The organism is Nonomuraea sp. NPDC005983, assembly GCF_040614375.1.
Lineage (GTDB): Bacteria > Actinomycetota > Actinomycetes > Streptosporangiales > Streptosporangiaceae > Nonomuraea.
Map to the genome: position 1 here is coordinate 57,298 of NZ_JBEXUP010000020.1, position 20,824 is coordinate 78,121.

General features: G+C 68.4%; 16 protein-coding genes and 1 pseudogene. 8 read left to right on the plus strand and 9 right to left on the minus strand.

The features are described 5' to 3' along the window. The first annotated feature begins 51 nt into the window (after positions 1-51). From ABZ297_RS12455 to ABZ297_RS12465, 3 genes are all read left to right on the plus strand, one after another. Positions 52-2,097, plus strand: coding sequence for a beta-galactosidase (locus tag ABZ297_RS12455; protein WP_355343715.1), 2,046 nt, complete (start codon positions 52-54; stop codon positions 2,095-2,097). Positions 2,098-2,211: 114 nt separating this feature from the next. Next, positions 2,212-3,405 (plus strand): cytochrome P450, encoded by a 1,194-nt coding sequence (locus ABZ297_RS12460; protein ID WP_355343718.1) that lies wholly within the window; start codon positions 2,212-2,214, stop codon positions 3,403-3,405. Then, on the plus strand, positions 3,393-4,328 hold the full coding sequence (locus tag ABZ297_RS12465) for a LuxR C-terminal-related transcriptional regulator (protein WP_355343721.1): 936 nt from the start codon (positions 3,393-3,395) through the stop codon (positions 4,326-4,328). Before ABZ297_RS12460 ends, ABZ297_RS12465 begins: the two co-directional genes overlap by 13 nt. Here ABZ297_RS12465 and ABZ297_RS12470 read toward each other — a convergent pair. The 4 genes from ABZ297_RS12470 to ABZ297_RS12485 are packed head-to-tail and all read right to left on the minus strand — an operon-like array spanning position 4,314 to position 10,880. Continuing rightward, positions 4,314-5,054, minus strand: a complete 741-nt coding sequence (locus ABZ297_RS12470; protein ID WP_355343724.1) for a thiopeptide-type bacteriocin biosynthesis protein — start codon at positions 5,052-5,054, stop codon at positions 4,314-4,316. The genes ABZ297_RS12465 and ABZ297_RS12470 overlap by 15 nt on opposite strands. Then, complete coding sequence (locus ABZ297_RS12475) at positions 5,051-7,312, minus strand: lantibiotic dehydratase (protein WP_355343727.1); 2,262 nt, start codon at positions 7,310-7,312, stop codon at positions 5,051-5,053. Before ABZ297_RS12475 ends, ABZ297_RS12470 begins: the two co-directional genes overlap by 4 nt. Then, positions 7,309-8,631, minus strand: a complete 1,323-nt coding sequence (locus ABZ297_RS12480; protein WP_355343730.1) for a SagB family peptide dehydrogenase — start codon at positions 8,629-8,631, stop codon at positions 7,309-7,311. The genes ABZ297_RS12475 and ABZ297_RS12480 overlap by 4 nt, the downstream gene beginning before the upstream one ends. Positions 8,632-8,642: 11 nt before the next feature. Further along, entirely contained in the window at positions 8,643-10,880 is a 2,238-nt protein-coding gene (locus ABZ297_RS12485) for a TOMM precursor leader peptide-binding protein (protein WP_355343732.1), read from the minus strand. A 776-nt stretch (positions 10,881-11,656) separates the two neighbouring features. Here ABZ297_RS12485 and ABZ297_RS12490 point away from each other — a divergent pair. Then, on the plus strand, positions 11,657-11,800 hold the full coding sequence (locus tag ABZ297_RS12490; RefSeq protein WP_355343735.1) for a hypothetical protein: 144 nt from the start codon (positions 11,657-11,659) through the stop codon (positions 11,798-11,800). A 124-nt stretch (positions 11,801-11,924) separates the two neighbouring features. Here ABZ297_RS12490 and ABZ297_RS12495 read toward each other — a convergent pair whose 3' ends face one another. Further along, positions 11,925-12,677: a CPBP family intramembrane glutamic endopeptidase gene (locus tag ABZ297_RS12495; RefSeq protein ID WP_355343738.1), complete on the minus strand. Its 753-nt coding sequence runs from the start codon at positions 12,675-12,677 to the stop codon at positions 11,925-11,927. A gap of 244 nt (positions 12,678-12,921) precedes the next feature. Between ABZ297_RS12495 and ABZ297_RS12500 the strand changes: the two genes are divergently transcribed. Beyond that, positions 12,922-13,380 (plus strand): hypothetical protein, encoded by a 459-nt coding sequence (locus ABZ297_RS12500; protein ID WP_355343806.1) that lies wholly within the window; start codon positions 12,922-12,924, stop codon positions 13,378-13,380. Positions 13,381-13,430: 50 nt separating this feature from the next. Here the strand turns inward: ABZ297_RS12500 and ABZ297_RS12505 are convergent. Beyond that, a pseudogene (locus tag ABZ297_RS12505) lies at positions 13,431-13,745 on the minus strand (hypothetical protein); the annotation flags it as partial. Between the two features lie 315 nt (positions 13,746-14,060). Between ABZ297_RS12505 and ABZ297_RS12510 the strand changes: the two are divergent. Next, on the plus strand, positions 14,061-15,359 hold the full coding sequence (locus tag ABZ297_RS12510; protein WP_355343741.1) for an MFS transporter: 1,299 nt from the start codon (positions 14,061-14,063) through the stop codon (positions 15,357-15,359). 1,117 nt (positions 15,360-16,476) lie between these two features. Here the strand turns inward: ABZ297_RS12510 and ABZ297_RS12515 are convergent. From ABZ297_RS12515 to ABZ297_RS12525, 3 genes are read right to left on the minus strand one after another with little or no spacing between them, the layout of a single operon-like run. Continuing rightward, the gene (locus ABZ297_RS12515) at positions 16,477-18,063 is read right to left on the minus strand and encodes an amidohydrolase family protein (protein ID WP_355343744.1); all 1,587 of its coding nucleotides are present in this window, start codon (positions 18,061-18,063) and stop codon (positions 16,477-16,479) included. 25 nt (positions 18,064-18,088) lie between these two features. Further along, positions 18,089-18,667, minus strand: a complete 579-nt coding sequence (locus ABZ297_RS12520; protein ID WP_355343747.1) for an NAD(P)H-dependent oxidoreductase — start codon at positions 18,665-18,667, stop codon at positions 18,089-18,091. Positions 18,668-18,686: 19 nt separating this feature from the next. Continuing rightward, positions 18,687-19,559: a pirin family protein gene (locus tag ABZ297_RS12525; RefSeq protein WP_355343750.1), complete on the minus strand. Its 873-nt coding sequence runs from the start codon at positions 19,557-19,559 to the stop codon at positions 18,687-18,689. Between the two features lie 83 nt (positions 19,560-19,642). Between ABZ297_RS12525 and ABZ297_RS12530 the strand changes: the two genes are divergently transcribed. Both ABZ297_RS12530 and ABZ297_RS12535 read left to right on the plus strand, forming a co-directional pair. Continuing rightward, the gene (locus ABZ297_RS12530; protein WP_355343753.1) at positions 19,643-20,122 is read left to right on the plus strand and encodes a MarR family transcriptional regulator; all 480 of its coding nucleotides are present in this window, start codon (positions 19,643-19,645) and stop codon (positions 20,120-20,122) included. Positions 20,123-20,202: 80 nt separating this feature from the next. Continuing rightward, positions 20,203-20,535, plus strand: coding sequence for a helix-turn-helix transcriptional regulator (locus tag ABZ297_RS12535; protein WP_355343756.1), 333 nt, complete (start codon positions 20,203-20,205; stop codon positions 20,533-20,535). The last annotated feature ends 289 nt before the right edge of the window (positions 20,536-20,824 follow it).

Sequence of the window (20,824 nt, forward strand, 5' to 3'; positions counted from 1 at the left end):
GACATCGCGCGCCGCGATCGGCTCACCCCTTCCGTGTAACAGGAGTTCGTTGTGAAAGTTGATCGCGCTTCCCGCTGGCTTCGCTGGCCTGACGGCACCACAGGCGGGCGCCTGGCCTTCGGCGCCGACTACAACCCGGAGCAGTGGCCGCGTGAGGTGTGGGACGAGGACATGCGGGCGATGCGGCTCGCCGGGGTGAACATCGTCTCGCTGGCCATCTTCTCCTGGGCGCGGATCCAACCGGATGAGGGTGTGTGGTGCTTCGACTGGCTCGACGAGGTGATGGATCTCCTGCACAGCAACGGGATCGCCGTCGACCTGGCGACGGCGACGGCCTCCCCGCCACCGTGGCTGACGACCAAGCACCCGGAGATCCTTCCGGTCGACCAGGACGGGCGCACGCTGTGGCCGGGAGCGCGGCAGCACTGGCGCCCGACCTCCCCGGTCTTCCGCGAACATGCCCTGAGGCTGGCCCGCGCGCTCGCCGAACGGTACGGAGATCACCCGGCACTGGCGGCCTGGCACGTCTCCAACGAACTCGGCTGCCACAATGTCTACGACTTCTCCGATGACGCGGCCGCGGCCTTCCGAAGCTGGCTCCGCGAGAAGTACGGAACGCTGGAGGAGCTGAACCGCGCATGGGCCACGACGTTCTGGTCCCAGGGCTACAGCGCCTGGGGCCAGATCCTTCCGCCTCGCCTGGCGGCGTCCTATCCCAACCCGACCCAGCAACTGGACTTCAAACGGTTCTCCTCCGACGCGCTGAAGGACCATCTGAAGGCCGAACGTGACCTGCTCCACGAACTGACCCCCGACATTCCGGTCACCACCAACTTCATGCTCATGGGCGGCACCAAGGGGATGGACTACGCGGACTGGGCGTTGGAGGTCGACTTCGTCTCCAACGACCACTACGCCCTCACCGGCCCGCAGGCGCGCGATGAGCTGTCCTTTTCGGCCAATCTCGTCGGCTCACTCGCCGGGGGCAGGCCGTGGTTCCTGATGGAGCACTCCACCAGCGCGGTGAACTGGCAACCGGTCAACCTGGCCAAGAAGCCCGGCGCCATGGCACGCGACTCTCTGACCCATGTCGCCTACGGAGCCGACGCGGTCTGCTTCTTCCAGTGGCGGCAATCAGCGGGCGGCGCCGAGAAATACCATTCGGCGATGGTCCCCCACGCCGGCCAGGACAGTGCGGTGTTCCGATCCGTCGTCGACCTCGGGGCGACTCTCGACGCGCTCGCGCCGATCGCCGGCACGCGCCGTAAGCGGGCCGCGGCCGCGATCGTGTTCGACTGGGATTCCTGGTGGGCCAGCGAACTGGACTCCCACCCCACCTCGAAGCTGCGGTACCGCCAGGAGGCACTCGACTGGTACTCGGCGTTCCTGGCGGCGGGAGTCCGCGTGGACGTCATCAGCCCAGGCGACTCGTTCGAGCACTACGAACTCCTCATCGCCCCGATCCTCCACGTTGTGCCCCAGGCACTGGCCGGGCGGCTGAACGACTACGTCGCCGGCGGCGGACACCTCGTCACCACCTACTTCTCCGGCGTCGTGAACGAGGACGACCACGTCTGGCTCGGCGGCTACCCTGGCGCGCTGCGCGACCTGCTCGGCATCCGCATCGAGGAGTTCGGCCCGCTCCTGGACGGCGACCACGTCGACCTCGACCTCGGGGTGACCGGCACGCTGTGGAGCGACCGCATCGACGTCACCGGAGTGGACGTCAAGATCCTCGCGAACTACACCTCCGGTGACCACGCCGGACGCCCTGCCGTGACCATGCGCACGGTCGGGGTCGGCTCGGCGTCCTACGTCTCGACCCGGCTCGGCCCCGACGGCCTGGGCCCGGTGCTGTCGGAGTTCATGGCCGCCAGCGGCGTGCGGCCAGATCTTCCTGAAGACCTCGCCGGCGCGCTGGAGCTGGCGGTCCGCACCGACGGCGACGTCGACTACTGGTTCCTCATCAACCGGACCGATGAGACCGTGGTCATGAGCTCCGTGGACGGACGGCGCCTGTCCGCCCCCTGCCTCGCGGATGGCCCGGCTCTCGCTCCTGGCCAGGTGTGCATTCTCCAGCGCCCGAGCCAAGCCTGAGCAACGGCCCGCCGTCGCGAGGCCGCTGCGGCTCTGCCGTCAACCCCGTATCAACTGGCTGTCGATCATCGAGTCCTTGAATCGTGGTGATCGTAACGACCTGGGGGATGAATCGTGCAAGAGCTACCGCGGCTTCCGTTTCCCGGACTCCACCCGTTCGAACTCGCCGCCGGCTACCTGGAAGGTCCGGCCGTCCGGATGGTGACGACACAGGCGGGGGACCCTGCCTGGTTGGTGACGGGCTACGCCGAGGTTCGTGACCTGCTGTCGGATCGGCGGCTGGGGAGATCGCACCCGTGCCCGGAACGTGCCGCCCGGTTGTCCGGCTCGATCAGGCTGGGCGGCCCAGCGGGCGGATACACGAGCGAGCGGGCGGATCACGCTGCGATACGACGGCTGCTCAATCCGGCCTTCTCCGCCAGGAGGATGGCCAGGCTCCGCGGGTTCGTCCGGGACACCGTGGAAGAGGTGCTGGACGGCGTGGCCGCCCACAGTCCTCCGGCGGACCTGCGGGTCTGCTTCTCCCGTCCGCTCTCCGCCCGGGTCATCTGCGAGCTGCTCGGCGTGCCGTACTCCGACCGTGACGACTTCGCCGTCTGGGCCGATGAGGCCAGTCTGCTGAGCGAGCCGGAGCGGAGCTGGGCGGCCTGGGGCAGGCTCGTTGAATACATGGAGGAGCTGCTCCGCAGCAAACGCCGCCGGCCGGCACGAGACCTGCTGAGCGATCTGGTCGTCGCCGAGAGCCCGTTCTCCGTCGCCGAGCTCGCGCGCCTCGGCGCGGCGGTGCTCTTCGGCGGATACGCCACCACGGCCCTGCGCGTCGACTTCGTGATGGCCTTCCTGCTGGCCTGCCCCGACCAGCGGGCGCTGGTTCAGGAGAGTCCGGCTCTGGTTGAGGCCGCGGTGGAAGAGGGGCTACGGCTGGCGTCCGCGAACACCCACGGGATACCCCGCTACGCGCACACCGACCTCGAGATCGGCGGGGTGGTGATCAGAGAGGGAGACGGGATCCTGCTCAACACGCCGGCGGCCAACAGGGACCCCGCGGTCTTCCCCGATCCGGGCAGCTTCGTGGTCACGCGAAGCTCTCCGGCCGCACATCTCGCCTTCGGCCGCGGGCCGCGCTACTGCGTGGGCGCCGGACTGGCCAGGGTCGAACTCTCCGAGGCGGTGAGCGCGATCTTCCGTCGGTTCCCCACCATCCGGCTGGCCATTCCGGTGGCGGAGCTCCGCCAGGTGCGGGGCACCACGACCGAGGACTTCGAGCAGTTGCCCGTGCTGTGGGACGAGCACCGATGTCTGAGCTGAGCGACGAAGCCGTCCAGATCTATCTGCACGTGGTCCGGCGTGGCGGGGCCACCCTGGCCGAACTCCGGGAGGGCCTCGGGCTCCGGGAGCCTCCTGCGCAGGCGACCACCTGGCTCACCGGCATGGGCCTGCTGCGCGAGGACTCCGGGGGCCGCCTGCACGCGATCGGGCCGGCTCTGGTGGCGGCCGAGACTCTCGAGGAGGAGGTCCGGCTCCGTCTCGAACAGCTGCGGCTGGAACGTACCCGCAGTGTGCTGGCCGAGCTCGGGCCGCTCTACACGCGGGCGCTCGACGGGTGGCGCGAGGGAGCCGTCACCGCTGTCCCCATGACGGAGGCGGATGCCCTGCTCGACAGCGAGCTGTCCTCCTGCACCGAGGAGGTGGCCCTGGTGCAGCCGAGGGAGGAGTCGGTTGCTCGCGGCCTTTCCCGCGCGTTGGAGCGTGGTATCGCGGTTCGGCTGCTGTGCCCGCACGCACACCGGCGCATCGCGAGGTTGCGGCAGGAGGTGCTCGACCTCTCCGGGATGGGCGCGCAGGTGCGCAGCGTCGCCGAGGTGCCCGCTCGCGTCTTCATCCTCGACGCCAGGGTCGCGCTTCTCCCGGCATCCGGCGAGCTGGCGATGATGCTGGTGGTCCGGGAGCCGACGCTGGTGGCGTTCGTGCACCGGGTCTTCGAGTCGTACTGGATGTCCGGGGAGCAGTTCGCCTCCGAGTACAGCGCGCCGGTGCTGGACGACCTTCGGTCGACCATCCTGGCCATGCTGGCGGAGGGCGCCAAGGACGATTTCATCGCGCGCGCGATCGGGTTGTCCGTCAGGTCGTGCCGCCGCCACATCGCCGAGATCATGAAGACGCTGGGCGCGCAGAGCCGTTTCCAGGCCGGATACCTGGCCAAGGAGCTGACTCTTTCAGCCGAGGAGTAACTGCTCGGCGATCAGCGCTTCCTCCAGCACGTTCAGGCCGAGCCGGTTGTTCGTGGTGTGGATGAAGTGGAAGAGGAGGTGCGGCGCGGTCCGAGGTCCCTCGGCCAGGGCCCGTTCCAGGTGGTGCCCGTGGAGGTCGACCTCGGAGCCGCTCAGGGGGGCCGGCTCCACCGGGCGGCGGCCGGCGAGCAGGCGTATCCTGGCTCGCCGCTCCTGGTCCTGGCCGGTCCAGTACCACGCCATGTGGTACAGGAACGATCTCCTGCCCGCCGGTGGCAGCAGCTCGACCGCCATCCGCGTGAGGGCCAGCGCGGTGGCCAGCCGCCGTTCCCGGCCTCCGAGCCCGGTGAGAGACAGGGCGAGCTCGCTGGATGCCTGGAAGACCCGCTCGGCGCTCGCCACGCCGGCAACACCGCCGTATTTGGCGAGTTCGGGCTCGTAGAGGGACAGTCTCGCACCGCGCCACGACTCGGCCAGGCGGTTCGGCCACGCGTCCTGGATCTCGAACACCTGCCGCGCGAGCCGCCGCACCTCGGAGATCCGGTCCGGTGTTCCCGCGAGGCGCAGCCGGATGTGCGGGCCCCACCGGTCGGTGAACCGGAGGAAGAACCAGCGCTCGATCCCTTCGGCCGCCGCGATCAGCTGGCTCAGCGGGTGCTCCACGACGTCCTGAAGGTGGTCTCCCGACCGGACGATCATCCGATAGTAGAGCCAATCCCGCCTCATGCGCCGCCGTCCAACCGGACGAGGCCGACGAACTCGGCGGCACGGGCGCGGCCGGAGCCGTCGCGTACCCAGTGCTGCTCACGGGTGGGCAGAGCCTCGGTCAGTTCGATCTCCCCGCCGGTCAGCTCATGATCGAGCAGCGCGACGGTGTGCGGCGCGTGGAAGTCCACCCAGAACGGTTTGTGCCTGCCGTGCCGTACGAATACCTGGCGCGGGATGGCATGAGCGGCCCGCCACGCGGCCAGATCTCCCAGGTACTCGGCCCACGAGCCGGTCCGCCGCGGGATGGTGCCGGCGGGCAGGCGCCACCGCGCCCGGCTCATGACCACCCTGCCCTGCTGGACCCTCCCGGCCGGCGTCCCCGGGGCATCGGGGGACGCCGGGATCCAGGGGTGCGTCAGCGTGGCCAGCAGCCGCATCGGCCCGTGGAGCAAGGGCAACGGCATGGCGCCCAGGTAGACGAAGGCGGCACGGGCGCCCGCCGAATCGTAGGCCTGGAGCGTGCCGGTCCGGCGGTCGTGGGTCACAACGAAGCCGTACAGGTCGCGGCCTTGCGCGGGGCCGAGATCCGAAGGCCAGGCGACGCGCTCGAACAGCCGGGCGGCCGGCGCCTGCACTCCGGCGAAGTCGGCTCCGGCGAGCAGCTCGTACACCGTGCTCCCTGGGTGCAGCGAGGAGATCCAGGTCCGCAGCGTGTCCGCCGTGCCGTGGGCGCCGTCCCATCTGGCGGCCTGCCCGCCCGGCTCAACGCAGACCTGGTTGACCACCAGGGTGTAGTCACCCCGCTCAAGGGCCGCGGTGCCGTTCGCCGCGAGCTGGTAGAACACCGTGGCGGCGGGGAATCCCAGCGTGCCGCCGGGTTCTGGCCGGTGCGCCGGGAAGGGGGCGGGTGTCCACGGATAGGTGTAGAGGAACTCCAGAAGGTCATCGCAGCGTCCGCCGGAGCCGTACCGGGCGACGAAGTGCCGGACCAGCCCCTCGTACAGGCGCGTCTGCCCCAACCCGGCCCGGATCCGGGCCGCCACGACGCCCAGATCCTGGGTTACCTGTGGTGGGAGCGCGGGCAACGGCACGTCATCGGCGGGCAGACTCTCGTGGAACAGGGGCGCGGTCTGGAGCCAGGCGGGCGGGGAGGTCTCCAGGCGATCGAAAGCGTCGGTGGCCACCCGCCGTACCCGGGCGTCGAGCCGTACCCGTTCGGCCGCATCGGCGGCCGGCATCCGCTGTTCGGCCCGCTTCAACTCGGCGAGGGCGTCGCCCACGGGTCCTGCGGGTACGCGGTCGGCGATCCGGGCCAGATAGTCGCGCTCGCCGGATCGCCACGGGACATCGGGGAGGAGGAGTCCCATCTCCACCCATCTGCCGGCCAGCTCCGGCCCGGCTCCGGGCCAGGCGTCAAGAGGTCGGGCACCATCCGGTCGCTCAGGGGCGAGCTGTCCGGGCACGTAGAGGGAGGCGCTCGTCAACTCGTCCCAGCGATACGGCAGGAGCCCTGCGGGCACGTCGTAGCAGGGCAGCATCGCGTACCAGCTTCCCGCGACGTTCCGGAGGCTCGGGTTGACCCGGGAGGGGAACCGTGACGACAGCTGCCGGTGCTGCGCGCAGGCCCGGACGAGGGCGACCGCCAGATGAAGGGGAGAGCTCACCGTCGCGGTCGAGGGGACGGTACGGCCCAGCGATCCGAACGGGCTCGGCTTCAGCGCCGCCCTGGTGGCGTACGACACGGCGGTCCTGCACGTCCTGCTCTCCGGCGGGCACGTCCACGCGGATCCCGGGCCGAGCAGGACGCGCGCGAAGGTGGGGCTCGCCAGCGCGAGCGTGCTCATGATGTCGGCCCGAGTCAGCAGGCCGAACACCTGGCGGCCCGCCACCGCGACGTGCACCGCCGCTGCCCGGTCCGTCTCAGCCAGGCATTCCCGCAGCGTGGTGACCGAGTGGACCCAGGAGCCGATGAGATCGCGATGCTCACGGTCGAGGTACCGGTCCACCACGTCGGCCGCGGCGAGAGTGCGATCGGAGCAGCGGCCGTTGTGGGCATCACGCCGCAGCTTGAGCGCCTCCCGCCGGGCCTTGTCCGCCATACGGGGGATGACGTCGTAGAGGGCGTCGGCGACCTGGCGTCCGAGCTCCTCAGAGCGGCCGCGCCTCGTGGCGGTTCGCTCCAGCAGACCACCGAGCTCGGGGGCGACCAGAACGTCGAGATCTCGCACCGGCAATCCGGCCACCCGCATCAGCACCACGGCCACGACTGGCGTCATGAGGGACGGCTACCCAGCATGAACTCGCCCACGGCCGACTCCTCGAGATAGTCGAGGCCGAGCACCCGGGCCGACAGGTCGGAGTCGCCTGACCCGAGCGCGCACGGTGCGAGCCCCATGGCGGTCGCCACCAGGTACATCGTCTGGTACAGCACTCCGACGTTCTTGAGCGTGGCCGCGTATGCCAGGCCCCGGTACTTCCAGGCCAGACGTTGGAAGCGCGAGGTGATCACGAACATGACGTCGGGAGACCGGGCCAGCCCGGCGGCCGAGCGAGCGTTGCCCAGTATCCTCGCGAGGTCGGCGGGGCGGGCCTCGACGCCGGTGAGCCGATGATCCAGCGGGTCGTAGTGGTAGATCCCGCGGGCCAGGCCGTCGCACCTTTCGACCAACAGATAGAGCTCCAGGTCGTAGGCGGCGCCACCGGACGGATAGGGCCGTGAGCTGGCCTGATAGGGCAGCCCCTCAACCGTTGTCAGCGAACGCACCCGCGCCACCCGATACAAGAACTCCGCCACCTGGTCCACCCGCAGCGGCCACTGTCCGTACTCCCGGATCGAGCGCCTCTGCTCCAGTACGGCCGTGAAAGCCGGGTCGTGCTCGGAGACGGCGTCCAGGTCGGGTGCGGGGAGTTCGACGACCGGCCCCGCGGGTGGCTGTTTCATGGCGGGCCGTGGCGGAATCTCCCCTTTGAACGGGTAGGTGGCGCCGAATGGCTCGCCGTGCCGCCCCAGCCTGCTGCGCGAGTGGAAGAGCAGATCGTGGAACTCCCACTGGCGCAGGACGTCGGACTCGTGGAATCCGCTTCCAGTGTCGACCTCCAGCAGCCCGGCGGCGTGGATGAAGGCGTCGGTCGCACCCGACGCCGCCCGGCCGGCTGACAGGCCCGCCATGAATCGCCAAGCCTCGTCCGAGTGCCAGCGCACGCGGAGCATCGACAGTGGAGACTCCAGGACGAGGTCTCCCTGGTGAAGGTGGGACATCGCGAACCTGGAAAGCCGGACCCTCGTTCCGGCGGGGAGAGGTACCGGCGCGAACGTCGCGGTGCGCGTCAGCCGCTCGATGCTCAGCACGGGGCGGTCCTCCGCATCGACGAGGAAGCTGGTGACCAGTGGTGACAGCTGTGCGCACAGCCGCTCGAGTTCCGGGTCGCAGGTGACGCGCTCGCCAACGAGGCGGTGGAGCATGGCCTGCAGCCGAGGCGGCACACCACGGAGGCGGAAGGCTGCCATGGCGTGCCGTACGTCCATGAACGAGTCTTCCGGCAGGACCTCCACGCCTTCCCTGAAGGCGATGCGCGGTGACAGATCCGGGGTCATCTCACAGCTCCTCAGACAAAGACGCCGATGGGGTTGAGTTGATCTTCAGCGAGCGGCTCCGGCAGCCATCCCAGCTCCACGGGTACGTCATAGAGGCGCCCGGGCGCGTAGCGGGGCCAGAAATGCCGCATCCCGGGCACGATGACCTTCACCACGGGCAGCCCGGTATCCGGCCGGGTTTGATCGAGTACCAGCATCTCCATTCCCTTGCTCTCCACGATCCGCTGCGCCTCGAGCAGGTCGTCGCGGAGGTTGGGACGGAAGGCGTAGGAGTAGTCGGCGGCCGTCCGCGCCGGCAGGCTCGCATGGGGCAGCAGGTAGGGCTGGTTCACGGTGGTCGCTGTGCGCCACCACCGCACCTGATAGGGATCGTCGTAGGCGTAGGAACCCGTGCCATCGGCCCGCATGGGCAGCACCGCGGGCAGGAACTGGTTCATCTCGGTCATGGCTCGGGAGATGGCGATGCGCATGTCGAAATGCGCACCGAACGCGATGAGAATGTCTTCCGCCGGTTTGTCATATCGCCGGGAAACGGCGGCGGCGACCGGAATGCCGAGATCGCTGGTGAGGTCGATAACCCACGTCTCGCGGTTCATCCGGCGGTACTCATGCTGCCATCGGGTGAAGTAGTCGTCACCGAATCCAGCCAGATCCACGCCCGGGCGGGAAATTCGGTTGTACCACCAGATGGCGACGCTGTCGCGCTCCACGAGTTCCAGGAATCCCTGCAGCGCGGCATCTTCCAGACTGGATCCTGCGGCGGCGCCGTTAGAATCGGCCTTCACGACGCCGCCGTCGTCGGGATATTGGTAGTACAGCGAGCCTGTCGGCAGATACTTGTGTCGCTGTTCGGTCAGCGACCACACCGGGCTCCATTCCATTCTGGCGTTCTCGTCGAACGCCTCGACCACCCAATGAAAATGGCAGTCTCCGGAGTTCCAGGAATCGCGTTCGCTGATCTGCCGGTCGCTGTAGCGATAGACGGCATTGGGATGGATGGCCCGATCCCCGAGCGAGCGGAGCGAACCGGTGACACGGGGTTCGTCTCCCTGGAAAACCCCCGAGTAGCGTTCGATGGCTTCGGCCAGCGCGCCGGCCTTGGCCTGCAGGTCGCTGCGGCCCTTGCCGCCGCTGCTCATGCGCAGGCCTGTCCGCAGCCCGTCCAGGTCACGCGCGCGGGCAGCGAAGTTGTGTCCCGCGGTGTAGGTGTGCAGCAGGTCCGTGTCGACCTCCTGTTTGACCAGGCGAGGGACGAGGCCGGTGACCGGACTGACCAGATGCTGGTAGTCGGCGAGGAACCTCTCGGGATCCCGGGCCCGATGCCCTCCGTCCGACGTGGCGGTCTTGACGCGATCGGTGAATCTGACGGCGTCAGGGATGCGCTCGGGTCTGGTATCGGCGGTGCCGCACTCGGGGCACTGCGGTCGTGGCTGCACCGCGTGCCGCTCCGGCGTCAACGTGAGGGTGTCGAGCGTGATCACGGCGCCTTCCTCCGCACGAGCTCCAGCCAGCCACTTCTGCGCCTCCAGCGCCGCCAGCCGTACCGCGATGGCCACAGTGGCGGGGACATCCGTGGCCGCCAGCGGCAACTCGGGCAAGCCGCCGACCTGTCGTACGAAGGAGGCGACGGGGTGGTGGCCGCGGAGGCGGTGCTCCAGGCAGGTCCAGCACGCGGACCGGCCGGGCTGGAACAGCGGGCCGACCCAGATCGTCGTTCCTGTCGGCTTGGCCAGCAGCCACGGGCGGCCCTCGCGGAGGCAGGTCCTGTTGATGCTCGCCAGTTCGGAGTGCAGGTAATGGTCGGTCAGCACCACGGTGATGTCGGCCTCGGCGCCGCCCAGGCGCAGGCCCACCTCGTCGGCCGCGCCGGTGAACCACTCGCGTCGGGTGCCGCCCAGCGCGAGCAGGCGCACGCTGCCGGTACGCACTGCATCGCAGGCCATGTCGCCGTTCAGCCCGGTTCGCTCCCAGTACCCCGCCGCCCGCCGATCGGTGCCCGGATCCATCTCGACGACGTGCCCTGCCTCGGCCAGCAGCCCGAGCGCCCTCTCCACGGCGTCCGCCTCGTACGCTCCGGCCAGCTCGCCGATGACCTCGGCGCGCGTGCGAGATCCGTCCAGGAGAGGCGCCATCCGTTCGATCAACGCGCCACGCAGAAGGAGTTGACGATGTTCGGACATGAGAAACACGCCGTGATCCGGCACCACATGCGCCGCGGCGAACCTGGTGAATCCAATGGCGACCGTCAATTCCGCTCCTCCGGGGCTGGTCGGGTGAAAAGTAATTCGGCTCCCCCTCAGGGGAGCCGAATTAACTGCCGTTCAGGTCAACAGCTGATTACCCCGGCGGAAGGGTGAAGCAGTAGACGGTGCTGGTGCAGCCCGGAGCGATTCCGTCGGCATCCGAGAGCTCCTCGATGGTGATGTCCATCGCGGCGGTTCTGGTGTCGCCCATGTCCATCCTTTCGATTGTTAGTCGCAGCCCACACAGAGAACGGTGCTGATCGACGACGGCGCCGTGTTGACGTCCTGGCTCAGGTCCTCGATCGTCAGTTCCGGGGTCGTGTCCATGGAGTAGTCCATGGTTCCTCCTTTCGGTAATTCCGGGACGGGACTCACTCTGCCCAGAACTCTGTGAATTCGCTATGGAAAGGAGACGGCAGGAACCTGCCACGGCAGCAACCTGAGGCATGGGATGGCACGCACGGCTTAACAGTCGGGAAACACGAAAACCGCAGGTCACTGACCTCGGATTTTCCGCGATCCGGGGATTGAACCGCCAGTTCGGAGCGATCCGCCGATGTTGGCTGCTCCCGCAGGGGAGGCGCGAATGAGCATGAGATCGGCGCCGCCTCCTTCCAGGCGATCATCGCTGGCGGTGGCTGGGTGCGTTGGCCGTTCCTGCTGGAGCGCGGGACGGTCGCGCTTCGCCTGGTCCATCCCCGAGTGGTTCGGCATGGGGGACGCCCCGCGCGCTCCGGCGCGGCGACACCATCGCGGCGGAGATCTTCGCGTTCTACGCAGGCATGGAGTCGCAGCAGGAGATCGACGTATCTCTCGGCGAGCCTTGCGCGCTGCTCCGTGAGCTGGAGGAGGTCTGCTGGGAGTCCTACGATGCCGGCCTGGCGCGGCCCCTCGGCCTCGGCCGTCGTGGGCGGATCGGGCGGTGATCAGCGTGCTGGCGCGCTGCTGTCTCCAGCCGGTCGTCGGCGGTTGTTCGTGACGCCGGGCACGCTGCTGCGCTGCCACGCCGATCTGGTGCGGCGGCGCTGCGACACCCCTCGTCATAGGGGGTTATGGCATGACCCCGAACAGCACGGCGAGGGTGCCGACCGTCGCCATGAGCAGCGTCGTGCCGGGATGCATGCCGATCGAGAGTCGAATGTCCTTCTTGCGCCAGACGAGCCAGACCGCCGGGTAAAGGAAGATCACTTTGGACAGGTACGTCCAGGGCGACCAGAAGTGGTACACCGTGAACAGGACCGTGTTGAACAGCGGCGCCCACCGGCCCAGCTGAGGGAGACGGGGCAGGAGGAAGCCGCGGAAGTAGAGCTCCTCGATGAGCGGGAAGAGAAATCCGGTGAACGGCAGGCACAGCGCCAGCGTGATGAGGGTGGCGTTGTGCGAGTACCCGTCGAGGTAGGTGGTGGCGCTGCCGCCGGCACCCTCGTACTGGATCCACGTGAAGAACTGGTTGTAGAAGAAGTTGTCCATGGGGACGAGCGCGAGCGACACGACCGTCATCCAGACGATGAGGGCGGCGATGACGGCGGTGATCTTCCCGCGTGAGATCGGCTTGCCTGTGTAGTGCAGCACGCCGCGCAGCGAGAACCGGCCGTTGCGCCGGCGGCCCAGCCACAGCAGCAGGCCGAGTTCGAGCGGCGCGAGGGCCACGCCCATGGCGATCGCCCAGGCCAGGAACGGTGGGTAGCCGAGGTCCAGGACGAGCGGTTCGGCGAAGAACATGTAGACGGCGACGATCAGGGCCCCGGGGATGAGGTGCAGCGCGATCGACAAAGGCACGGAGTGCCGGTCGGCCAGCAGCACTTCAGCGATTCGACTCGGACGAGTGGCTTGCGGTGTGGCCGTGGGCCTCTGTGTCTTGTTCATGCCGGAAATACTCGCCCGGTCCCCAGTTGCGGCACTGACGCGGAGCTGACATGGCCACTGACACCGCGCGGGGGCGGATCGACGGCGCTCGATCCGTCAGCGGTCGGTGTCGTGCACGAGGCCGCCGGGCAGCGGGACGCGGTCAGCCGCGCAGTCGCACGCGATAAACCCGGTGACGTCGGTGGTCATCCTCGCGATGATGGCCGACGTGGAGAAGGTCGAGGTCGCCGTCGCCCATCACGAGCGCGCGACCCTGCGCGTCGGCGACGTGTTCCTGAAGATCGACGCTGATCAGACGCGCACCAACGTCGAGGTCGAGGCGATGGCCATGGCGCCGATCCCGACTCCGGAGGTCCTGTGGCGAAAGCCGCCCGCGCTCGCGCTCGCCGCCCTCCCAGGTACGGCACTCGGCCGCCCCGGCGAGCCGTCGACCGCGTCGTCGGCGGCGTGGGCCGCGGCGGGTGCCGCCGCACGGATGCTGCACGACGCGCCACTGCCGCCATGGCCCGGTCGCAGCCTCGACGAGATCGCATCCCACCTCGACGGCGAATGCGAGTGGCTCGTCACGAACGGCGTCCTACCCGCCGACCTGGTCACGCGCAACCGCCGCGCAACATGTGGACGAGTCTCCACCAGGTGAAGGTATCCAGCTTGTCGAAGGTCCACTTGGCCACGGCGTGTTTTGAAATAGTTGGCCCATCCTCGCATGATCGAAGCGAGTCGTTTCAGCACGGAGGCGAGGTCCTGCTGCGATGTCTTGCGGGTCGGGGTACGGATCTTCGCGGGTGCCGAAGTGGTGAATCTCCGCAAGCGCGTCGTGGGGTCGCCGCCGGGGCCGGAACCCGTAGGAGACCGGCGGGAAGTCGGCCTCGAAGAGGGTTCCCAGCACCAGTTTGAGCGCCGCCTGGACGACCCGGTCCGCGATCCGGGGTGTGCCCAACGCGCGAACCTTGCCCGATCCGCCCGGCTCCAGCCCTTCTCGAAACCGCTGCCGCCCTTCCCCATGTGCACGGGCTCAAGCGGCCATGAGGCGCGGTTACCCGCCGTTGTGTCCGTGATTCAGCGGACACGTAGGTCCTTCGGTCGCTAGAGTTGAACCTCTTGCGGAATCCCGTCCGCCTGGGGAAATGAGGAGCACTGATGTCTACAACGATGACCGGAGCTTCCGTTCGCCCCTTGGTGACCGCAGTCGCAGGCTTGTAACGCCTGCGCGTGTAGCAGCAAAGTCAGCACACATCCCGGTCGCCGGGGCGAGGTGACACGTGTCACCGGCCCTTGGCGCTGTTTGGCGTCTCCGTTCGCCTTTCCGGGAGTTCTGCTGTGTCCGCTCGTCATTCTTCACTGCTCCGTGTACGTGTCCTGGTCGAACGCCTGATCGCTGCCCCGTTCGGCAGGAAATCTCAACGGTCGAGGTCAGCTCCGCCTGCTCCGAGCTCCGCTGATCAGACTGTCAACCGGAATGTCCGCCTGCTGAGCTGGTTCAACTTCTTCGGCGACTTCCGCATGTACGGGCCGATGATGGTCATCTACTTCGCGCAAGTCACCGGCTCGTACACCGCTGCCGCCAGCCTCCTGGCGGTGAAGATGCTGTCTTCGGCAGCGTTCGAAGTCCCTACCGGGGTGCTCTCCGACCGCCTCGGCCGACGCGGCACGATGATCGCCGGTGCCGTCGTCATGGTGGCCGCCCATCTCGGGTACGCCGGCGCTTCGGGCTACGGCCTCCTCCTGGCAGCTGTTGTGCTGGAGGGATTGGCGACCTCACTGTGGAGCGGCAACAACGAGTCTCTGCTCTACGACACGTTGCTCGAAGCCGGCCGGGAGGAGGAGTTTCCCCGGCACTCGGGCCGGGTGAACTCGATGTTCCAGATCGCGCTCGCACTCGCGGCAGCCATAGGTGGCATGGTCGCCGGCGCGTGGTCGCCGCGTGTGGTGGTCGTGCTGTCGGTCGTGCCGCAGGTGCTGTGCGTGCTCGTCGCCTTGCGGGTCCGGGAACCGCGGGTGCACGGCCCGCTGGAATCGAACGTGCTGGTGCATCTCGGATCAGCCCTGCGCGGCATCCGCCGTAATCCGGTGCTCCGCCGGATGACTCTGGTGTCGGCGCTTCGTTACAGCAGCGAAAGCGCGGCCCAGTTGTCGCCTGTTTTCGTGGCAGGGCTGTGGCCGCTCTGGGCGCTGGGCCTGTGGCGCACCTTCGGCCATGGCGTGGCCTTCGTCGGCTTCCGCGTCAGTGGTTGGATGATCGGCCGGGTGGGCGCGGCCCGCACTCTGCTGTTCGGTGAGCTGTTCGACAACGTGGCGAACTTCGTGGCGCTGGTCAAGCCGACGGTATTTTCGCCCGTGCTGCTTGGGTCACCGGCCTACGGCATGTCGACAATCGCCCAGCAGACGTTGCTGCAGCGCGAGTTCACCGACCGGGAACGCGCGACGATGGGTTCGCTTGCGTCGCTGATCGGCAGCGTGCTCTACGCGCTCGTCGCCCTGGGAGCCGGCCTGGTGGCAGACCGTTGGGGCATCGTTCCGGCGTTGCTCGCGATCCAGGCGGTGGTGCTGATCGCACTTCCGCTCGCCTGGTGGGTGCACGCGCACGCTACTTCGCTCCCCGCGGGCGCTGGACGGTGACGGGATGAGCGCCCTCTCGGCCCCGGCCAGGCCTGCGGTCGACGTCGCAGTGCTGCAGGGTGAGATCGAAGCGATTTTCGGCTTCCGCTGCTCGGTGCCCTCTTTCGTCGCCGGCGGGCAGGACACCGATGCCTCGGTCCTGCGAGCCACGACGACAGAGGGCCAGGAGGTCGCCGTGAAGGTATCCCGCCGCGCAGGGCGTCCGGCGGCCTGCTGGTGTCAGACCATCTCGCCGAGCTGGGGCTACCGGGAATCCCGGCCCCTTACCGGTCCCGCAGTGGAGCGCCACCTCACTCACGGCGCCACCGGCATCGACGCCGGGCTCACGGAAGTCGGTGTCGAGGAAGGGTATGCTTTCGGGCGCTCGCCGCCCCCCACGCCGACCCGCAACGCGCCCTTGACTACGTACGGAAGACCGCCCGCCGCGAGATCGGCAGGCAATACCTGAAGCGCAGCCCGGATGAGATGGCCGTGGTCGTCGACGGCCGACGCGGGAGCGACCCGATGACTCCCGCCCGGCCCGCACCCGCCGTGACCTGCGCCTTTCACGGCGGCTCGAAGCCATGTCAGAGCGATGTCGACCGGGTCATCGAGGCGGAGAGTGCATCACCACACCCGGGACGAAGCCGGACTCGACGTGACGCTCGAGCAACTCTCGCACCCGAGCCAGCCGTTTCGACGAGAAGCCACCAGTAGTCACCTGTCTCCTCCTCATCTCGTCGGTTCGCAGGTTACAGGTGGCGCAACGACCGCACGCCGGCGACGAACCCCCTGGCCACGCATGCCGGGCTGCAGAACCTGCGCCGCCGCGGCGCGTTCGCCGGCAGCAGGTTCCGCGCGGCCGCCAGGCACACCGCCCCGAACTGGCGACAAGGGTGGCAAGGCCACGCTGGCCAGCCCGTAGGGACCGTCCTCCCGGGTGATCGTCATCGACCAGCGCACCCTCCGGCCCGTCCGGGTCACGTACGGCTCCGACGCCGACACCGGCGAGAAGACGTTCTCCTTCGCCACCGAGCCGGGGCGCACCTACACGATCGCCTGCGCGGGCCGCCGACGACCTGCCCTGCCCTGCCACGACCGCCTGACGCCAGCCTCCCCGCTTCGCCCGGCGCGGTGGTCAGCTGTGGGCGAAGAGGTCCTGTCGCATGCCAGCCACCTTGAACAGGTAGTCGCGGGAGGCTTCGAGCCGGCGCTGGAGGCTGCCGAGGTCCGCGTCGAGGAGGCGTCCCTGCCACTTCCTGATCTTCCCGGCGACGATCACGGTCTCGACGTTGCTGCGGTCCATCAGCGAGACCACCGCCCCCGGCACGCTGTTGAGCGGGGTCACGTTGATCGCGGTGGCGTCGAGCAGAACGATGTCGGCCTGCTTGCCGGGCGTGAGCGTGCCGGTCCTGCCGTCGAGCCCGAGGTGCTTGGCGCCGTTGATGGTGCCGTAACGCAGCACGTCGCGGACGTTGAGGAGGTCCGGCGTGCCGTTGGCCGGCGTCGGCCAGTTGTTGGGCGGTACGAGGTCGCCCTGGTCCAGGATCATCTGGTTGACGACCATCCGCTGCATGGTCATCGCGGAGCGCATCAGCGTGAACGGGTCGGCGGCCATCGTCGTCTCGACGTCGGAGCTGAGCGAGGGTTCCATGCCGAGCTCCTGCATCTTGAGGATCGGCGGCGTGCCGTGCCGCATGACCATCTCGATCGGGAAGGCGATCGTGACCTGCGCGCCGGCGTCCCTGAACGTCTTCCAGGTGTGGTCGGACATGCCAGTCATGTGGATGAAGAGGTTGTCCGGCCCGACCTTGACCCCGGCCGTGCCCTTGGCGAGCTCGTCGAAGACCGGCCGCATCCCCCACGAGCCCACCGAGTGCGCGACAATCTTGATCCCGAGCTCGCGGGCGATGCTCCACGACCGGGTGTAAACCTCCTTGCCGAGGTGGAGTTCGCCGCCCATGACCATGGTCACCAACTGGTCGTCCGAGGAGAACCAGCGATCCCTGATGCGGCGGGCGTCCTCCGGATAGCGGGCTCCCTTGCGGCCGTCGCCCTCGAAGTAGCCGAACGCGGCCCGCCGCCCGGTGTCGATCAGCGCCTGGATCGCCGCGTCGCTGTGGTCGGGCGAATGGTGGATCTGCGACACGTCGAGCACCGTGGTGACACCCGCGTCGAGCTGGGCCAGGCCCGCGAACAGCTCATTGATGTACACGTCCTGCGGCCGGTACACACGCGCGAAGCCCTGGAGAATGTGCTCGCCATAGTTCGGGGACGCGCTCGGCGAGCCCGAGTGGTCGTCGAGCAACAGCCCGTTGGCGAGCAACGCGCGCTCAGCCGTCTCGAACAAATGGTGGTGCGTGTCCACGAAACCCGGCATGACGATACGCCCGCGCGCGTCGATCACGTCCGCGCGCGAGGCGTCGACGCGCGGACGGACCGCGACGATCTTCTTGCCTTCGACCAGGACGTCGGCGCTCTCGAAGTTGCCCACCTTCGGGTCCATCGACATCACCGCCCCGCCCCGGATGACGTAGCGGCGTCCCTGGCCGCCACTGTCTCTCGGTGGCGCCTGCTCGCGCGCCTGGGCGGCGGCCGGAGGCGCCGCGAGCAGGCCCACGCCGGCGGCCGTCGACGTCTTCAGGAAACGGCGGCGTGCCAGGTCACGTTCCGATCGGTGGGCGGCATTCCGGCGCCGCCCGTCCTCGTTCTGCCCGGTGGGCATGGGGATTCTCCTTCCTGGGGGTCGGTCAGGACGCGCCGGCCGCGGGAACGGCTCGCAGCGGGGTGAGTGCGGCGCTCCAGGCGACGACCTCGCCGAGCATGGCGTCCAGCGCGTCGAGGTTGTAGTCGCCGGGCCTGAAGACCGTGTAGTCCTCGAACTCGGTCATCAGGTGGAGCGTGACCTGCTGGCGTACGTCGGCCAGGTGCAGGTTGCCGGCGATCGTCCGCAGGTGTTCAACGGCGCGGGCCCCGCCGGCCATGCCGTAGGACACGAAGCCGACCGCCTTGTTGGCCCATTCCGCGTACAGGTAGTCGATGGCGTTCTTCAGCACGCCGGGAATGCTGTGGTTGTACTCGGGCGTGACGATGACGAAGCCGTCGAACGACGCGATCGTGCGCGCCCATTGTTTGGTGTGGTCGTTCTGGTAAACGCCGAACGCGGGCGGGAGCCGTTCGTCGAAATGAGGGAGCGGGTGATCGCGGAGATCGACGAGCTCGAACGTTGCGTCCTCCCGGAGGCAGGCGCGGTCTCGCACCCACTGGGCAACCTGCTCGCTGTTGCGATGCGGGCGGGAACTGCCGACGATGATGCCGATACGGGTCATCGGAATTTTCTGCCTTTCTTCAGCTGTATCTCAGGCGGGCCTGGCGGGGAATGTCGCCGAATTTGCCGCTGTGGAAATCACGGAATGCCTGGTCAATCTCGGCCTGGCTGTTCATCACGAAGGGGCCGCCGAAAGCGACGGGCTCCCCGATCGGCGCCCCGCTGTAGGTCATGACCACGCTGGGCGTGTCGCCGTCGCCCGTCTCCAGCACGATCGAGGAGACAGCCGCGCCGGGGACCGGGTCGGACCAGGCGGTGCTGCCCGCCCGTACGGTGTGCCCGGCGATCGTGACGCTGCCGTCCAGGACGTACAGGAACGCGCGGTCGCGGCCCGGCAGGACGTGGTTGTGACGCCGTCGCGGCTCAAGTGTGACGATCGCGCCGTGAATGGGCCATTCGTTGACCGCCGGCCCTGTGAGGCCGTCCGCCTCGCCCGCGATCAGGTCGATCCTGACGCCGTCATGCTCGGCCACCGGCCGCTGGGCGGCGAGCAGGTCCTGGTAGCGGGCACTGGTCAGCCTCCGCTCGCCCGGCAGGTTGACCCAGAGCTGGAGCGTGTGCGCCCGCTCGTCGCGGAAGGCGAGCTCTCGGTGGATGATGCCGTTGCCCGCGGTCATCCACTGCACGTCCCCCGTGCTCAGCGCGCCGGCGTTGCCAGTGCTGTCGCCGTGCTCGAGTACGCCGTCGACCACCATGGTCACGGTCTCCACGCCGCGGTGCGGGTGCCATTCGAACCCCGGCGAGGAGAACCAGTCCTCGCTCAGCACCAGGAACGGATCGGTCAGCTCGGGCCGGACCGGGCCGATGATCAGGTGTTTGTCATCCACCTGTGCGTCCGGCCCGAGATGAGCCTTCGTCTCGACCCGGACGACGGTACGTCGCGCGACGTCCATAATGCGCCCCCCATCGAGTTGATGTGTCTACTCAGAGAGTACGACATCGAGTAGATGTGTCAACTCACTGGTAGGGTGATGTCATGGCGCAGCTTGGATTGACAGAACGCGAACTCCACGCCTGGCGGACGTCCTTCAGGATGGTGGAGCTGCTGCGAGCACGGATCGAGCAGCAACTGCAGGCCACCAGCGGCCTGTCCAACGCCGACTACACCGTGCTCGTCCTGCTGGCGGAGGCGCCCGGTAGACGGATGCGTTCGTACGAGCTGGCCCAGACCGCCGGCTGGGAGAAGAGCCGCATGCACCACCAGCTCACCCGCATGAGCAGGCGCGGGCTGGTCACCAGGGAGCCGTGCGGCTCACGCGGCATCCACGCCGTGCTCACCACGGAAGGACTCAGCGCGCTCAGGAAGGCCGTGCCCGGCCACGCTCAGGAGGTCAGGCGCCTATTCGTCGACCGCCTGACGCCCGAGGAACTCGAACAGTTCGCCGGCCTCGCCGCCAAGATCCTCGACAACCTGGAGGAGGGCGAGCCGCTCACGAATGACGCGCCTGACTCCTGAACCGCGCCTGCGATACCGCTGGCTGATGAACGATTCGCCCAGCACCTGATCACGCTCAACCAAGAGGAGCAGGAGGAGCGATGAGCACTCGGTACAGCAAGTGGTCGGATGTCAAGGCCAAGGCGGCAGCGCTCGACCCGCGAGACGAGACGGAACGCGCTGCCGGGGAAGCCGTCGCGCGTGAACGCCGCGAAGCGTACGTCCGCGGATTCCAGCTCGCCGAGATCCGCCAGGCCGCCGGTGTCACCCAGGCTGAACTCGCCCACACCTTGGGAGTCAGCCAAGCTCGCATCTCCAAGATTGAGCATGGCGAGGTGTCCGGCATCGACGTCGTACGAGAGTACATCGCTGCACTCGGGGATCACTTGGATCTCGTTGCTACGCTCGGCGACCGAACCTGGAAAGTCGCCTGAGAAAGGCGCGCCGATCCGCGGCCAATTTCAGAGCTTCGACTATGTCAGCCCTGCCCTGGGCCTTCGTTGTGGAGCGGGTGACGGGAATCGAACCCGCGCTGTCAGCTTGGGAAGTCGCAACGCCACGTGGCTGCCGACGTGGGAGAACCATGACCTGTAGGGGAGCGGGGTGGGTAGCCACGGCCCCCTGTGAGTCCTTCTTGGTCTCCTCTCTGACGGGCACGCAACGGGCACGGGGGCATGGCTTCTGCTTCCTCGCGACATACCTGTGCTCGTATGGCCGGGCGCA

Bases quoted from the DNA above. Each gene is read 5' to 3' on its own strand.
- ABZ297_RS12535 (WP_355343756.1), top strand. From the start codon at position 20,203: ATGAGCACTCGGTACAGCAAGTGGTCGGATGTCAAGGCCAAGGCGGCA.
- ABZ297_RS12515 (WP_355343744.1), bottom strand. From the start codon at position 18,063: ATGCCCACCGGGCAGAACGAGGACGGGCGGCGCCGGAATGCCGCCCAC.
- ABZ297_RS12490 (WP_355343735.1), top strand. From the start codon at position 11,657: ATGGAGTCGCAGCAGGAGATCGACGTATCTCTCGGCGAGCCTTGCGCG.
- ABZ297_RS12480 (WP_355343730.1), bottom strand. From the start codon at position 8,631: ATGACCCCGGATCTGTCACCGCGCATCGCCTTCAGGGAAGGCGTGGAG.
- ABZ297_RS12475 (WP_355343727.1), bottom strand. From the start codon at position 7,312: ATGACGCCAGTCGTGGCCGTGGTGCTGATGCGGGTGGCCGGATTGCCG.
- ABZ297_RS12470 (WP_355343724.1), bottom strand. From the start codon at position 5,054: ATGAGGCGGGATTGGCTCTACTATCGGATGATCGTCCGGTCGGGAGAC.
- ABZ297_RS12525 (WP_355343750.1), bottom strand. From the start codon at position 19,559: ATGGACGTCGCGCGACGTACCGTCGTCCGGGTCGAGACGAAGGCTCAT.
- ABZ297_RS12520 (WP_355343747.1), bottom strand. From the start codon at position 18,667: ATGACCCGTATCGGCATCATCGTCGGCAGTTCCCGCCCGCATCGCAAC.
- ABZ297_RS12465 (WP_355343721.1), top strand. From the start codon at position 3,393: ATGTCTGAGCTGAGCGACGAAGCCGTCCAGATCTATCTGCACGTGGTC.
- ABZ297_RS12530 (WP_355343753.1), top strand. From the start codon at position 19,643: ATGGCGCAGCTTGGATTGACAGAACGCGAACTCCACGCCTGGCGGACG.